Raw genomic sequence first — 15,948 nt, forward strand, 5'->3', positions numbered from 1 at the left:
AATGTTGTAAAATTGATTTAAACAAAACTGAGATTAGGGGGGCAAAAGCACTAATGAACGAAAATTTAAATGAGATTCAGATTTCAGGTATAAGAAGGTTTGCAAGTAAAGTTAAAATGGTAGAAGGGGCATTATCATTAACTATAGGGCAACCAGACTTCGATATGCCAGTTGCAGTATCAGAGGCTATGATAAGAGCAATTAAAGAGCACAAGACAGTATATACATCAAATGAAGGAATTGTAGAACTTAGAGATGAAATATGTAGGTATTTAAAAAATACTTTTGATATAGAATATGATAAAGATGAAGTATGTTTAACTGTGGGGGGAAGTGAAGGATTATTCTCAGTCCTTAATGCACTTTTAAACCCTAAAGATAAGATTCTTATTTCATCACCAGCTTATCCAGCATATGAAAATATAGCTAAGATGATAGGCGCAGAAGTTGTGAATTATGGCTTGAATGATGATTTTACAATAAATATAGATGAAATCAGAGAAAAAATTGAAAAAGATAATATAAAATATTTAATGCTATCATTTCCAAGCAACCCAACAGGTGCAATCTTAATTAAGAAACAAAGAGATGAACTTGCAGATCTTATAAAGAAAAAAAATATTGTTGTTATAACGGATGAAATGTACTCTGGAATAATCTTTGATGATTACTATTCAGTTGCTCAAATCAAAGAAATTAAAGATAAAATCATATATGTAAGTGGATTTTCAAAGCTTCTTTCAATGACAGGAATAAGAGTAGGATATGTAGCATGTACTGAAAAATACATGAAGGAAATAATGAAAGTACATCAATATAACGTATCTTGTACTTCCTCAATTGGTCAATATGGTGCATTAGAAGGATTAAGAAGTTCACTTGATGATGCAGAAATTATGAGGAAATCATTTGAGAGAAGAAAAAATTACTGCATGAAAAGATTGAGAGATATTAGAATAGAGGTAAATGAACCTATGGGCGCATTTTATATATTTCCATCAATCAAAAAGTTTAATATGACAAGTGAAGAGTTTTGCGAAAAATTATTGAATGAAGAAAAACTTGGATGTGTTCCAGGAAATGCATTTGGTAAACTTGGCGAAGGATATATGAGAATATCATATTGTTATTCAGATGAAGAACTAAAAGAAGCATTTGATAGATTAGAAAGATTTATTAAGAAGAATTTTCCTAATTGTTAATTAAGAAAATTTTACTGTATAACTATTAAATTTAAATTATATAAAATACTCAATATTAAATTAAAGTTAGCAATATAAGCAAGTTAAAAATTATATTAATAAATAGATTGGGGAGTTAATAAATGAGTGAGTTTAAAAATGTAACAGCAGTAAAGAAAGCAAATATATATTTTGATGGGAAGGTGACAAGTAGAACAGTTATATTAAAAGACGGTGAAAGAAAGACATTAGGAATAATGCTTCCAGGAGATTATGAATTTGGAACAGGTGATAAAGAAGTGATGGAAGTACTTCAAGGATCAATGGATGTAAAACTTCCAGGAGAAGAGAGGTTTACCACTTTTAAAGAAGGTGAAACTTTTACAGTACCTGCAAATTCTAAATTTAATTTAATTATAAAGGAAGTAGTAGATTATTGTTGTTCTTATATTAAGGAATAAAAAAATTATATAGTATAGATAAGTTTTTTAAGTAATATAAAAGCAGAAGTGGCTATTAACAAATGTAATCACTTCTGCTTTTTGTGTATTAATTATAAGATTAAAGATAATATCCAATATTTTGTAGTAATTTTTTATCATATTCGATATTAGTTCCAGTTGTAGTAAGCATATCTCCAGTAATGGTTGCATTAGCACCAGACAAAAATGCCGATTTTCCAAAATCATTCATAGAGATACGTCCGGCGGCAAGACGAATTTCAGCAGAAGGATTTATATATCTGAATAAAGCTATTGTCCTTAATATCTCTTCATGACTTAAAGAAGTTTGATTTTCCATTTTTGTCCCTTTGATAGGAATTAGAACGTTTATTGGAATAGAATTAACTTCTAGATTAGATAAAGTAAAGCCCATATCTATTCGGTCTTCCATGGTTTCACCCATTCCGATAATTCCACCAGAACAGATTTCAAGTCCAGCTTTTTTTGCAGATTTTATTGTATTTATTTTATCTTCATAAGTATGAGTACTACAAATATCTTTAAAATATCTTTCTGATGTTTCAAGATTGCAGTGATATCTTGTCACACCAGCTTCTTTTAGTCTCATGAAATGATCATAATCAAGTAATCCATGAGATGCACAAAGATTAATATTACAATATTTTTTAATAGCGTCATATGCTTTAATGGCTTTTTCAAAGTCATCATCTGAAAGTGCTTTACCAACAGTAACAATAGAATATCTATGTATACCTCTTTCAAAATGATATTTAGCATCTTCTAATATTTTTTTAAGCGGTACAAAATCAGTTTTCTTTATACATGAACTATTATGTGCAGATTGAGCACAGAATTTACAGTCTTCGCTACAATGACCTGTTTTACCACTTATAATTGAACAAAGTGATGCTTTATTATCACAAAAATGTTCTCTTAAAGTATTAGCACCATCACATAATGTTTCTGTATCCAAATCATAAAGAGTGGACATGACAATAGATTTCGTTATTTTATATCCATTAATAATATCATTTACTATTTTATCAGCCATATTAATACCTCTAACTATAAATTAATTTTAATGATTTGAGTTTGTTTCTTATTTTAAATCCAATTAAAGTACCACACATTATTTTTAATGAATCACCAATTAAGTAAGGTATGACCCCCATAAATAGTGCCTGCATAAAAGTTAGACTTAGTTGTTTCGCAAGCCAGATTGTACCAAAAGCATAACATATAAGTGTTCCTAGTATCATACCGATGGCATACATATAGATTTTATCTTCGAATTTTTCAACAAATAAACCAGTGATTATGGCACAAAAAATATATCCAATTAAATATCCTCCAGTAGGGCCAGCAATCTTAGAAAGTCCAGAGGTAAATCCTGAAAATACAGGAAGGCCAACTAGCCCAATTAGAAGATATATAATAACACTTAATGTACCTTTCTTTGTTCCTAATATACTGCAGCTTATATAAATCATAAGATTACTTAATACAATTGGAACTGGACTAAATGGCAATGGAATAGAAAATGGTCCAATTATACAAAGTAATGCGCTCATTAAGCCTATTGTTGTCATGTTTCTAGTATTAATTTTATTCATTTTTATTTTCCCCCTTTTGTTAATTAATAACTTTTACTAGATTAAGTATAAACCGGAAGAAATAGATTGTCAACTTTTGAAATAGGGATTTGGTTGACAATATAAAATGTATAGTGCACTTTATTAAAAATATAAAGTTAACTATACTTTTAAAGGCAATATTTATTGAATAATATAGAATAAATGAATTAAGAAAGCTAAGAAAAATAACTCAAGAAGAATTGGCAGAAGGTGTGAAAATTACGCGTCAGACAATAATTTCGATTGAAAATGGAAATTATAATGCATCACTTATACTATTACATAAAATTACAAAATTTTTTGAATTATCAATAGAAGAGGTATTCATTTTTGAGTAGGAGTAAAAAATGTTTTCATCAGTATTTAATAATTAAAAAACATCATATAAAAATAATGTAAGTAAGTTTCAAGATTATAAATTTAGGACTGAATTTAAATACAGTAATTTTAATTCAGTCCTTTTAGAAATTAAAATATCAAATTTAAATTTGATTAAGATTTAATTAGATTATTAATCAAGTCCAATAACATCATTCATGTCATAAAGTCCTGGCTGTGTTATAGAACCCATGTATTCACATGCTTTTAAGGCACCAATTGCAAATACTTCTCTTGATATTGCCTTATGAGTAAGCTCAATAACTTCACCAGTGCCAGCAAAAATAACATCATGATCACCAACAATAGATCCGCCTCTTATTGCATGAATACCAATTTCGTTTTGTTCTCTTTTGCAGTTACCAACTCTTCCATATACATATTTAGTTTCATCTTTTAAAGAATTTTTTATTGTATCTGCAAGAAGAACAGCAGTACCACTTGGAGCATCAACTTTTTGATTATGGTGCTTTTCTATGATTTCTATATCATAATTGCCATAAAGCATAGGAGCAACTTTCTTTAAAAGAGAGTTTATTAAGTTTATTCCAAGAGACATGTTTGCTGATTTAAATAGTGGAAGAGATTTACTTTTTTCATTTATTAAATCTAATTGTTGCTCTGAAAAACCAGTTGAGCAGATAACAAATGGTTTTTTTGTTTTTTCTGTTAAGTTTAATAAACCTTCAAGTGCATCAGCTCTTGAAAAATCTAATAATACATCATATTCCACATTCATTTCGTCTGCACTTTTAAATACAGGATAACCTATTTCTGTTGGAAATTTATCTATTCCTGCAACAATTTCAAGATTGTTAAATTGTTTACTGCATTCAGTAATCATTTTTCCCATTTTACCACAGCAGCCGCTTAATACTATTTTTATCATATTCATCACCTTACATTAATTTATTTTCTTCTAAAACAGCTTTTAATTTTTCTTCATTTTCTTTGTTCATTTCACAAAGTGGAAGCCTTAATGGACCAACTTCAAGATTCATTAAATTCATTGCTGTTTTAATTGGTATTGGATTTGTTTCTATAAATAGAGTATTTGTTAAAGCTAACGTATCTAGTTGGATATCTAAAGCTTCTTTAAATTTGTTGTCTAGGCAGTTTTTTGCCATGTTATGAACAGTTTTTGGAATTATATTAGCTAAAACTGAAATAACTCCAATTCCTCCAAGTGACATTATAGAAACGATTTGATCATCATTTCCTGAATATATATCTATTTTATCTCTACAGAAAGCCTTTATTTGAACAACTTGACTTATATTACCACTAGCTTCTTTTATAGCTACGATATTATTAAGTTTACAAAGCTCAAGGAGAGTAGTTGGCATAATATTTACACCTGTACGTGAAGGTACATTATAAAGAATTATAGGAGTTTTTACTTCATCGTTTATAGCCTTAAAATGCTTTATAAGACCTGTTTGAGTAGTTTTATTATAATAAGGTGTAATAACAAGTAATCCATCAACACCTACACTTTCAGCATATTTACTCATAGAAATTGCAGAAGATGTACAGTTTGAACCAGTACCTGCAATTACAGGGATCCTTTTATTTATTACATCAACCGTAAATTTAATAGTTTTCTTTTTTTCTTCTTCTGTCATTGTGGTTGCTTCACCAGTTGTACCACATATGATTATGGCATCAGTTCCTTGGGAAATGTGCCATTCAAGTAAAGTTCGTAGTTTTTCATAATTTACACCTGTTTCAGTAAAAGGTGTAACTATAGCAACACCAGAACCTTTGAATAATGACATTTTAATTCCTCCATTATACATTGATTAGTTAGATTAAGGAAGTGATATTAGGCATCACTTCCTTATAATAAAAATTATTTATCTTGTGCAATCATTTTTTCCGCGATTTGTATAGCATTAAGAGCTGCACCTTTTCTTATGTTATCACCAACAACCCATAGGTTTACTCCATTATCAACACTAAAATCTCTTCTTATTCTTCCAACATATACATCATCTTTACCAGAAACTTCAAGTGCGGTTGGATATTTTAATTCCTTAGTATCATCATATACAGTTACACCTTCAGTGTTTCTTAATAATTCAAATATATCTTCAATTTCAAATTTACTATTTAATTCAACATTTATGCTTTCGCTATGTGAGTTTAAAACTGGAACTCTAGCGGTAGTAGCTGTTACCCTTAAATCAGGTTCATGAAGAATTTTTCTTGTTTCTTTAATCATTTTTTCTTCTTCCTTAGTATAGCCATCTTCAAGGAAAACATCTATATGAGGTAATACATTACCAGCTATAGGATATGGAAATTTTTTTGGCTGAGCACCCTTAATTCCATCTTCTAAATCTTTAATACCTTGCATTCCTGCACCAGATACTGCTTGATAAGTAGAATATACAATTCTCTTAATACCATATTTGTCATTTAATGCTTTCATTATTGGCATAGCTTGAATTGTTGAGCAGTTTGGATTAGCAATAATACCTTTTTTAGTATGAAGTTTAATATCTTCTGGATTAACTTCTGGCACTACAAGGGGTACATCTGGATCCATTCTCCAAGCACTACTATTATCAATTACTACAGCGCCATATTGTGCAAAAATAGGTGCAAATTCTTTACTTGCATCGCCACCTGCAGAGAAAAGTGCATAGTCTATTTTTTTATCTTTTATATTTGCTTCACAAGTTTCTTCAATAAGATAATCCTTTCCTTTAAATGATAAAGTTTTTCCTGCTGATCTTTTTGAAGCAAAAAGATATAAATTTTTTACTGGAAAGTCTCTTTGTTGTAATATTTCTAAAAATTTTCTGCCTACATTTCCAGTAGCCCCAACTATTGCGACATTATACACAATAATCCCTCCTATTAAATAATAATTCATATGTATGTATATAGAAATAATAATGCTGAAATTTATTATTTCTATATATACATATAAATACTATAGTTAAATATTGCGCAAATATCAAGTCAATAGAGGAAATAAGTTGAAAAAAATTATAATATATAAATTTGGCTTTTCTATAAATAAAAATTGTGAATAATTTGCAGATTAAAACAAATACTAAATTGTAAAAGAGTGGGTCGATAAAACTTAAAATATCTATTAGTTATATGGAATAGTAAAGATATTACAAGGTAATAATAAAAATATATATTATAAATTTTTAGTGCGGAGGAATTAAAATTGAGCAGTACACCATTAAAAAAAATAATAAAGTCAAAATTAAAAGGAAATAAAGAGCTTACTGAAATAGAAAAAATGAGAGAAAAAATAAAATATGAAATAGCAGAAGAATTAGGACTTGGAGAAAAAGTTGAAAAAGAAGGCTGGGGTGGACTTTCAGCAGAAGAGACAGGACGTATTGGAGGGCTTATGACTAAAAGAAAAAAAGAACTTAAAATTCCATCTAATGATGAAATTCTAGGTAGAAAAAAGAATAAGATATAATCTACTAAATGAATCGAGTACCTTAAATAATTGACTATGTACAAATTTAAGATATAATATACTAGATGAAATAGTGTATTAATAGAATTTAAGGGCGTGATTTATAGATGGCTTATAAAGAATTTGCCAATATATATGATGAATTAATATATGAAGATATTGATTATGATGAAATTTCTGAAAAGATAATAAGTTTAAGTAATGAGAATAATATAGAATTTGAAGATTATCTAGATTTAGCATGTGGGACAGGTAATGTAGGCGTAAGAGTAGGAAAGTATTTCAAAAATATGTATGCTGTGGATCTATCTAATGATATGCTAAATATAGCATTTGAAAAATTTAAACAAAATAAAATAAAAGCTAAAGTCATATGCCAAGATATGAGTGAGCTTAGTTTAAATCATAAATTTAATCTTATAACATCTGTTTTGGATTCAACAAATTATATAACAGAAGAAGAAGATTTATTTAATTATTTTAAGAGTGTATATGATCATCTAAAGGATGATGGATTATTTATATTCGATATTAATTCGTATTATAAACTATCAGAAATTATGGGGAATAATATTTATACATATAGCAGTGAAGATGTTTTTTATACATGGGAAAACACTTTTGAAGATAATATATTAAACATGTTCTTAACTTTTTTTGTTAAAAACGAAAATAATCTTTATGAAAGATTTGAAGAAGAACATTTTGAAAAAGCATATCAGGAAAAAGATATTGAAGATATATTAAATGAAATAGGATTTAATATATTAGGAAAGTTTTGTGGTTATTCAGATTTAAAGCCAGATAACAATAGTGAAAGAATACTTTATGTTTTAAGAAAATAAATTGTATTTAGGAGATGGAAAACATTATGGAAGATAAGATTATAAAAGCTACAGCAAAAGATGGTATGGTAAGAATAATTGGAGGAATAACAAGCAATTTAGTTAATGAAGGTACAAAAATACATGAATGTACTCCAGTTGCAAGTGCAGCTTTTGGAAGAATGATGACAGCAGCTGCATTAATGGGAAGTACGTTAAAAGGTGAGAAAGAAATAATTACAGTAAAGATTAATGGCGGTGGAGAAATTAATGGAATTACTGTTACAGCTCATAATGATTGTACTATAAAAGGTTTTATTGGTAATCCATATGTAGACAGACCGCTAAATGAAAAAGGAAAGCTCGATGTTGGAGGAGCAATAGGAACTAATGGATTACTATATGTTATAAAAGACTTAGGATTAAAGGATCCATATGTTGGTCAAGTGCCAATACAAACAGGTGAAATAGGTGATGATTTTGCATTTTATTTCACAGTTTCAGAACAAACTCCATCAGCTGTATCACTTGGAGTATTAGTTGATAAAGATTTATCAATAAAATGTGCAGGTGGTTTTATTGTTCAAATGATGCCTGGTGCAGATGAACTTCTTGCAGATGTTATAACATACAGACTTCAAGAAATTCCACCGATAACAACTATGATAAATGAAGGAAAAACTATTGAAGAAATATTAGAATATATTTTTGAAGGTATGGATTTAAAAATATTAGAATCTATTAAGCCTGAATATAAATGTGACTGTTCTAGAGAAAGAGTTGAAAAAGCATTAATTTCAATAGGAAAATCTGAACTTCAAAATCTATATGATGAAGGAAAAGAGGAAGAAATAGTTTGTAATTTCTGTAATAAAAAATATAAGTTTACTAAAGAAGATATAGGAAAGTTAATGGATAGATAATATAAGATACGTAAGAGGCTGCTTATATAAAAGTTTTTATATAAGCAGTCTTTTTATATAAGTATAAAAATTTAGAAAATAAGAAAGTAAGTATTATAACAAAACCATTATAAATTATATTAATCACCATTAAATAAATCCTATTGTAGAGATTTTTCATTAACAATGAATGATATATAAAATAAATTTATATAATAAAGCTATTATTTATAATTCTATATATTGACATAATTTAATACCTATATTATATTAATAATATACTAAGTAGTTTTTAAAACTATATTCTAAATTTTTGACAACCATAAGGATGGAGGATTTTATATGAATTTAAATTCATTAACAATAGGGGACTTAGTTGCTAAAGTTCCAATAATACAAGGTGGTATGGGAGTAGGTGTAAGTTTATCATCACTTGCTGGAGCAGTAGCAAATGAAGGCGCAATAGGTGTAATATCAGCAGCGCAACCAGGATATTTAGAAGAGGACTTTGGAAAAGATTCATTAAGTGCTAATGTAAGAGCGCTCGGAAAACATATAAAAAAAGCAAAAGAAATTTCAGATGGTGGTATTATAGGCGTAAACATCATGTGGGCAACAAGAAATTATGAAGAGTATGTAAAATGTTGTATAGATAATGGTGCAGATTTAATTATATCTGGAGCAGGACTTCCTTTAGATTTACCTAAATTTGTAGAAGGATCAAATATAAAGATTGCTCCAATAGTATCACCACCAAAGTCAGCACGGGTTATATTAAAAATGTGGGATAGACGATATAAAACAACAGCAGATATGGTTGTTATTGAGGGACCAAAAGCTGGAGGCCATTTAGGTTTTTCTAATGAAAGTTTAGAGGAATATGAAGGTAAAGAGTATTATGATAAAGAAGTAATTGAAATTTTAGAAATAGTCAAAGAATATGAGATAAAATATAATAAAAAAATTCCTGTAGTATTTGCAGGAGGAGTGTATGATAGAAAAGATATAGACCACTATATTGGTTTAGGATGTGCAGGAGTACAAATGGCAACAAGATTTGTTGCAACTGAAGAATGCGATGCAGATATAAACTTTAAAATGGCATATATAAATTCAAAAAAAGAAGATATAATGATAGTAAAGAGTCCAGTTGGAATGCCAGGACGTGCTATAAGAAATAAATTCATGGAAGAAAGAAAATTAACCAATGAAAAAATAAGTAAATGTTATAAGTGTCTTAAGAAATGTGATATGGCTACTATACCATATTGTATAACAGGAGCATTAGTACGTGCAGTAAAAGGTGATGTAGATAATTCATTAGTTTTTTGTGGTGAAAATGCTTATAGATTAGATAAGATTACTACTGTGAAAGAATTAATTAAAGAGTTAACTGAATAGAACATATAAATAAGGGACATAGAACTAAAGTTTAGTGAATGACACCGAAATAAAGCTCTCAAATTTGGCTCGCTTACTAACTACCAAAATGAAGCTAAAAATTTAAACATCAATGATTGTGCCCAAAACCGTTTGCTCCAATGTAAAATTAGACAAACAATTTTGGAACAATCATTGATGTAAAAATTTTAAAGCTCCATTTTGGAATGCAAGTCTCCGCCCAATATGAGAGCTTTATTTCTTTGTTTCATCTAAACTCAAAGTTTCACTATTATTGGTGTTACACATAAATACATTTTTAAATTAAGGAATAGTTATTTATAGATGTTAAAGATTTAAAAAGTTAACATTTTACCATTTTTTAAAAGATATAGATTTATAAATATCAGAATATAAATTCTTACGAATTTGCTTATTCTATGCTGATTAAGGTGATTTTTATAGGTAACTTTATAAGTTACATCCATTGAATTAGAAGATATATCTTAAGGCATAGAATATAAAAAACATTAATCATAATTAAAATAAATTGGGTATATATGATTTTAGAGAAAAACAAAGAAATTCAATATATGAATACCCGACTCATATTCATTCGCTGGGTAAGCGATTCACACCAAATCACAGATTTGGGTTCTCTGCTTAGGCTTAGTATTGTATTGGAAATTTCAGCTTTTAAATTCTTTGGCAGAGGCTGTTCCAAAATTGTTTGTCCAAACACTTGCTTTTTGGAGCAAACATTTTTTGGTGCAGCCTCTGCCATTAGAATTTTTAGATGAAATTTCTCTACAATCGAGCCTATCATATATTGAATTTCGGTTGTTATCCACTAAACTTTGATTCTACGTCATTTATTTATTTCGTCTATAAATTGAATGTGAGAATAGCTATTCTAAATATATTTCTTTTAAAGTGCTCAGTCTTTCTGATGTTAAATTCATTTGACTTTCTAGAAAATTTTTCATAGAACCAAAATTTATATCAATTGTATAAAAAACAGAATTGATATAGCTTTCCTTAACAGTAAATAAAGCTTGTATATGTGAGATATCTGTGACATTTTTAACTTTTGATGAAATTATATTAACTAGAGAATCTATTTGTTTTTTTGTAAATTCATTAACCATCAAATAATCTGCGATTATAAGTTCTCTAGGGATATCTAATGCACTTAAAAGTAATGCAGTTCCAACACCAACACGATCTTTTCCAGCACTGCAATGCCATAATATAGCCCCTTCATTTGAATTAAGTAGTATATTAAAAAAATTTCTATACTGCTGAAGTGAAAATTCGTCACAAATTATGCTTTTATATATATTCATCATGTATTTTTCACCATCAAAATCGGGTCTATCTATATATTCTAGAAGCTTTGAATTTGAATCTGTTTGAGAGTCGTTTTCCTTTGTTATGCCTAAAGTTTTTTCTTCCAATATTGGATTTATAACTACATTAACTTTTTCTAAAACTGGGTCAGGTTTCTCATCTCTTTCAGTCTTTGTACGAAAATCTATAATTGTTTTTAAGTTATATTCATCTAATAATATTTTCTTATCATTATCTGATAAATTATATAATTCTCCACTTCTTATCAATTTATGTGAACGTATTTTTCTTCCGTCTAAGCTTTTAAAATAACCTAAATCACGAGTGTTATATAATCCTTCAAGTTGAATCTTGGTAATATTGTGCATATGCATATCTCCTTAATTGTGAATTTTATATTACTATAAGGCTTCAAAAGAAAATTATAATCAGAGTATATATCCATATAGTCTATATAAATATTGTATAGTAAATTAAAAGAAGTTGTAAAGAAAATGAGAGAATTAATTTGTAGATAATGTTATAATGACTATATTAAGGGGATAAATAATGTTTATAATAAGCAATTAATATGTACAAGGAGAAGAGGAATATGTTTAATTCGGAATTTTGTGAAGTAAATTATTTAGAAAAAGAAAATGTAGTGTTTCTAACATGGAAAAAGTTCTGCAACAGTGATGATTATAGAAATCCAATTATGTATGCTTTAAAATTATTAAATGAGCATAAAGGAAGTAATTTTATATGTGATGCAAGAAATGGATTTGAAGATGAAAAAGAAGATGTAGAATGGGCAGTAAATGAATTCTTACCTGCAATGGGTAAAATAGACTGTACAAAAGTTATATTTATAGTAGACGAAATAAACCCTATTGAAGGGGAAATAGATATGTTTACGAAAGAATTTATGAAATATTTTATAGTTGAAAAAGCAGCATCTTTAGAAGAAGCACTTTTAAAAGTGCCATATGAAATTATTTTAAATGTTACATATACACTTAAAGATGGGACAAGGCAGGACTTTTATAATGAGATAGTTAAAGAAAAGATTGATCAATTATCTAGAGCTGAAGAAGGTAACCTTAAATATGAATATTATTTTCCAGTAGAAGATGAAAATAAAATACTTCTTATTGAGGTGTGGAAAGATGCTGAAGCTCAGAAACTTCATAATAAAAGTGAACATTTTGAAAAGCTTCAAAAAATTAAAGAAAAATATGTTATAAATGTTCAACTTGAAAGGTTTTATCTTGTATAACATATATTTTGTAAAGTTTTCTATTTATGACAATATATAATAAAAAATGAGATGGGTGATGTGAGTTTTGGAGTTAATAATGATTATAATAGCATTATTAGTATATTCAATATTAAACTTTTATGTTGGAAAAAGAGCTGTACTATTGCTGACTGCTGTTTTTCCTAAAATAAATAATCATATATTTTGGATTTTATATATTATGTGTGCATTATGCATATTTATTGGATATGCCGTTCCAAGGTTTAAATTTACTAAGATAGCTAAAATAATAAGCGGATATTATATGAGCACCTTTTTATATCTTTTAATAATTTTTATAGTACTTGATATTATAAGAATAATATTTGGACATACAAAATTTTTTGAAGAAAGCATTTTAAATAATCCTAAAGCTTCGATTATAATTGGTTCCATAATCTTTGTATTGGTAGCAGGGATTATTTTATATGGAAATTATAATGCTAAAAATATTCAAATAGTAAATTATGATGTTAATATAAGTAGAATCTCCAATAATCATAAAGAGTTAAACGTAGCTATGATTTCTGATATTCATATTGGAGATATAATTGGATACAGGGAAATTGAAGAAATATCTCAGAAAATAAATGGTTTAAAACCGGATATAGTTTTAATTTCTGGAGATGTATTTGATGGAGATTACTATGCTGTAGAAGATATTGAAAAAATAGAAGATGCATTTAAGAATTTAAATAGTAAATATGGAACTTATGCAGTACTTGGAAATCATGACTCAGGAAGTTCATATGATAAAATGGTTGAGTTTTTTAAGCAGGCAGATATCAAACTTCTTCAGGATGAGTTCCTAGAAATAGATGATGAATTTACAGTTGTAGGAAGAAAGGATATTTCACCAATAGGTGAACAAGGGATTAAAAGAGAAGACATAAATGCTGTGCTTGAAGATGTAAATTCAAATAAGCCTATAATAATGCTTGACCATCAGCCATCTAAAATCAATGAAGAAGCAGAAAAAAATATTGATATGATTCTTTGTGGGCATACTCATAAGGGGCAACTATTTCCAGGTAACTTAATTACTAAAAATCTTTTCTTAATAGATTATGGGTATTTAAAGGTTAAAAATACTAATATTATTGTTTCAAGCGGTGTAGGCACATGGGGGCCAAGAATGAGAATTGGCAGTAAGGCAGAAATTGTTAATATTAAGCTTAATTATTAAGAAAAATATTTGATAAGGGATGAGTAGAATATCATTTGTTTAAGTCTTACCATCTTTCAAATTACTGTGTTAATTACATTGCAATTTGAAAGGTGGTAATTTTATTGTACAAATTTGCCATATTAACTATAAATTAAAATGAATCACTAAAACTGTTAAGATATTCATTAGGATTTTTACATTTCATAAGTGAAGACATAAGACAAATTCCATAAGCGCCTGCATTTAAAACGCTTTGTGCATTTGAAGGAGATATTCCACCAATTGCATATACTGGGATGTTGACTGAACTACATACAGATGATAAAAAGCTAAGTCCTCTTGGAGGTAAATCTTTTTTGCAATCTGTAGGAAAGATATGCCCAGCTATAATATAACCTGCTCCTAGTTCTTCTGCTTCTATCGCTTCATCTATAGAATGTATTGAAACACCTACACATTTAAATTTATTAGAAATGTTAGGATGATTCTTAAAAATATTAAATGGTAAATGAATATTGTCACAGTTAAGTTCTTTTGCTGCATTATAATAGGTATGAAGTATACAATCAGTATTATGTATCTTACATATTTTAAAAACTTTTTCAGCAATCTTTTTATAATTAGTTTCACATAAATCTTTTTCTCTAAGAACTATTTTTAGAGAAGACAACATTGAAGATGATTTTTTTAAAGATGAAATTTTTAGATTTGCTGAACAAATTTTTTCTAGTTGTGTAAAAAAGTCATCAGTACATATATGACGATTAGTAATGGCTAATATGTTAAACATAAATATAATCACTCATAACTGGCTGAAGATCATGATTTATAATTGCATCATATACTTCTTGTACATCACGTGAATCTGAAATCTCAAATTGCTCGTCACCTCTTGCTTCCTCACTATGTCCGCCAATAGCAACAGATACACCAGCAGAAATTTTAGTTGCAGCAATACCAATTACATTATCACGGAATCTTGCACATTCACGTGTTGATATTGTAATATTTGAAAATGGCATAAATATTCTATAGGCACAAATTATCTGAAGAAGCTGAGGCTCATGTACATCTTTAGGATTTATTTTATCATTATTTATTATTGGACGAAGACGTGGACATGAGAATGCTATTTCTGCATGTGGATATTTACGTTGAAGAAGGTATGCATGAAGTCCAGTTGCAAAAGCATCTTTTCTAAAATCATCAAGTCCTAGAAGTGCAGCAAAACCAACACCTCTCATTCCACCTTTTAATGCACGTTCCTGAGCATTAAATCTATATGGGAAAATACGCTTATGACCAGAAAGATGAAGTGTTTCATATTTATCAGAATTATAAGTTTCTTGAAATACAGTAACATAATCAGCACCACACTCGTGAAGATATGCATATTCATCACTATTAACAGGATAAATTTCAAGTCCAACAACCTTAAAATATTTCCTTGCAAGTTTACAAGCTTCACCTATATATGAAACGTCAGACATGCTTCTGCTTTCTCCAGTAAGGAGAAGTATTTCTTGAAGTCCTGTTTTTGCAATTGTCTCCATTTCTTTTTCAATTTCTTCGCTTGTAAGTTTAGCTCGATTTATTTTATTATGGCAGTTAAAGCCACAATAAATACAATAATTTTCACAATAATTGGCTATGTAAAGTGGAGTAAACATTTGGATTGAATTACCAAAATGTCTGCGAGTTTCTAGTTTTGCGCGCTTTGCTATATCTTCAAGAAGAGGAAGGGCAGCAGGTGACAGTAAAGCTCCAAAATCTTCAACAGAAATAGTCTCTTTTTGAAGGGATGCACGTACGTCATTAGCAGTATATTTGTTGCTATTATAAAAATTCATTTTAGAAATAACTTCATCTAATATATCTGACTCGATAACTTCCATGCCAGACATGTATTTCATATGATCAACACGTTGTTCCATTTA

At 28.5% G+C, this 15,948-nt stretch carries 17 protein-coding genes; 9 read left to right on the plus strand and 8 right to left on the minus strand.

Annotated elements, in window-relative coordinates; genetic code table 11:
* The first annotated feature begins 53 nt into the window (after positions 1–53).
* Positions 54–1,202 (plus strand): pyridoxal phosphate-dependent aminotransferase, encoded by a 1,149-nt coding sequence (locus tag CNEONATNEC86_RS08845; protein ID WP_125148425.1) that lies wholly within the window; start codon positions 54–56, stop codon positions 1,200–1,202.
* 122 nt (positions 1,203–1,324) lie between these two features.
* Complete coding sequence (gene ppnP, locus CNEONATNEC86_RS08850; protein ID WP_125148424.1) at positions 1,325–1,642, plus strand: pyrimidine/purine nucleoside phosphorylase; 318 nt, start codon at positions 1,325–1,327, stop codon at positions 1,640–1,642.
* A gap of 100 nt (positions 1,643–1,742) precedes the next feature.
* On the opposite strand, the gene bioB is transcribed toward ppnP, so the two are convergent.
* Both bioB and CNEONATNEC86_RS08860 read right to left on the minus strand, forming a co-directional pair.
* Positions 1,743–2,696, minus strand: coding sequence for a biotin synthase BioB (gene bioB, locus CNEONATNEC86_RS08855; protein WP_125148423.1), 954 nt, complete (start codon positions 2,694–2,696; stop codon positions 1,743–1,745).
* A 10-nt stretch (positions 2,697–2,706) separates the two neighbouring features.
* Positions 2,707–3,258 carry a biotin transporter BioY gene (locus CNEONATNEC86_RS08860; protein ID WP_125148422.1) on the minus strand — a complete coding sequence of 184 codons (552 nt, stop codon included), beginning with the start codon at positions 3,256–3,258 and terminating at the stop codon, positions 2,707–2,709.
* A gap of 179 nt (positions 3,259–3,437) precedes the next feature.
* Here CNEONATNEC86_RS08860 and CNEONATNEC86_RS08865 point away from each other — a divergent pair, with 179 nt between their 5' ends.
* Positions 3,438–3,617 carry a helix-turn-helix transcriptional regulator gene (locus tag CNEONATNEC86_RS08865; protein WP_125148456.1) on the plus strand — a complete coding sequence of 60 codons (180 nt, stop codon included), beginning with the start codon at positions 3,438–3,440 and terminating at the stop codon, positions 3,615–3,617.
* A 173-nt stretch (positions 3,618–3,790) separates the two neighbouring features.
* On the opposite strand, the gene dapB is transcribed toward CNEONATNEC86_RS08865, so the two are convergent.
* From dapB to CNEONATNEC86_RS08880, 3 genes are all read right to left on the minus strand, one after another.
* Positions 3,791–4,546 (minus strand): 4-hydroxy-tetrahydrodipicolinate reductase, encoded by a 756-nt coding sequence (gene dapB, locus CNEONATNEC86_RS08870; protein ID WP_159116086.1) that lies wholly within the window; start codon positions 4,544–4,546, stop codon positions 3,791–3,793.
* A gap of 10 nt (positions 4,547–4,556) precedes the next feature.
* Positions 4,557–5,435: a 4-hydroxy-tetrahydrodipicolinate synthase gene (gene dapA, locus CNEONATNEC86_RS08875; protein ID WP_125148420.1), complete on the minus strand. Its 879-nt coding sequence runs from the start codon at positions 5,433–5,435 to the stop codon at positions 4,557–4,559.
* A gap of 74 nt (positions 5,436–5,509) precedes the next feature.
* The gene (locus tag CNEONATNEC86_RS08880) at positions 5,510–6,508 is read right to left on the minus strand and encodes an aspartate-semialdehyde dehydrogenase (RefSeq protein ID WP_125148419.1); all 999 of its coding nucleotides are present in this window, start codon (positions 6,506–6,508) and stop codon (positions 5,510–5,512) included.
* Positions 6,509–6,844: 336 nt separating this feature from the next.
* Here CNEONATNEC86_RS08880 and CNEONATNEC86_RS08885 point away from each other — a divergent pair, with 336 nt between their 5' ends.
* The 4 genes from CNEONATNEC86_RS08885 to CNEONATNEC86_RS08900 all read left to right on the plus strand — a co-directional run bounded on the left by CNEONATNEC86_RS08885 (position 6,845) and on the right by CNEONATNEC86_RS08900 (position 10,235).
* Positions 6,845–7,108: an alpha/beta-type small acid-soluble spore protein gene (locus CNEONATNEC86_RS08885; RefSeq protein ID WP_058294883.1), complete on the plus strand. Its 264-nt coding sequence runs from the start codon at positions 6,845–6,847 to the stop codon at positions 7,106–7,108.
* A 107-nt stretch (positions 7,109–7,215) separates the two neighbouring features.
* Positions 7,216–7,953, plus strand: coding sequence for a class I SAM-dependent DNA methyltransferase (locus tag CNEONATNEC86_RS08890; protein WP_125148418.1), 738 nt, complete (start codon positions 7,216–7,218; stop codon positions 7,951–7,953).
* 26 nt (positions 7,954–7,979) lie between these two features.
* Positions 7,980–8,855 carry an Hsp33 family molecular chaperone HslO gene (gene hslO / locus CNEONATNEC86_RS08895; protein ID WP_125148417.1) on the plus strand — a complete coding sequence of 292 codons (876 nt, stop codon included), beginning with the start codon at positions 7,980–7,982 and terminating at the stop codon, positions 8,853–8,855.
* Between the two features lie 321 nt (positions 8,856–9,176).
* Complete coding sequence (locus tag CNEONATNEC86_RS08900) at positions 9,177–10,235, plus strand: NAD(P)H-dependent flavin oxidoreductase (protein ID WP_125148416.1); 1,059 nt, start codon at positions 9,177–9,179, stop codon at positions 10,233–10,235.
* A gap of 887 nt (positions 10,236–11,122) precedes the next feature.
* On the opposite strand, the gene CNEONATNEC86_RS08905 is transcribed toward CNEONATNEC86_RS08900, so the two are convergent.
* Positions 11,123–11,932, minus strand: a complete 810-nt coding sequence (locus tag CNEONATNEC86_RS08905; protein ID WP_159116088.1) for a tyrosine-protein phosphatase — start codon at positions 11,930–11,932, stop codon at positions 11,123–11,125.
* 224 nt (positions 11,933–12,156) lie between these two features.
* Between CNEONATNEC86_RS08905 and CNEONATNEC86_RS21935 the strand changes: the two genes are divergently transcribed.
* Together CNEONATNEC86_RS21935 and CNEONATNEC86_RS08915 are read left to right on the plus strand one after the other, a co-directional pair.
* Entirely contained in the window at positions 12,157–12,822 is a 666-nt protein-coding gene (locus CNEONATNEC86_RS21935; RefSeq protein ID WP_321023434.1) for a putative quinol monooxygenase, read from the plus strand.
* A 79-nt stretch (positions 12,823–12,901) separates the two neighbouring features.
* Complete coding sequence (locus CNEONATNEC86_RS08915; RefSeq protein ID WP_159135846.1) at positions 12,902–14,029, plus strand: metallophosphoesterase; 1,128 nt, start codon at positions 12,902–12,904, stop codon at positions 14,027–14,029.
* A 133-nt stretch (positions 14,030–14,162) separates the two neighbouring features.
* On the opposite strand, the gene CNEONATNEC86_RS08920 is transcribed toward CNEONATNEC86_RS08915, so the two are convergent.
* Both CNEONATNEC86_RS08920 and thiH read right to left on the minus strand, forming a co-directional pair.
* Positions 14,163–14,801, minus strand: coding sequence for a thiamine phosphate synthase (locus CNEONATNEC86_RS08920; protein WP_159135847.1), 639 nt, complete (start codon positions 14,799–14,801; stop codon positions 14,163–14,165).
* The gene (gene thiH, locus CNEONATNEC86_RS08925; RefSeq protein WP_125148412.1) at positions 14,794–15,945 is read right to left on the minus strand and encodes a 2-iminoacetate synthase ThiH; all 1,152 of its coding nucleotides are present in this window, start codon (positions 15,943–15,945) and stop codon (positions 14,794–14,796) included. Before thiH ends, CNEONATNEC86_RS08920 begins: the two co-directional genes overlap by 8 nt.
* Between the last annotated feature and the right edge of the window lie 3 nt (positions 15,946–15,948).

The organism is Clostridium neonatale (assembly GCF_900465025.1).
GTDB lineage: Bacteria > Bacillota > Clostridia > Clostridiales > Clostridiaceae > Clostridium > Clostridium neonatale.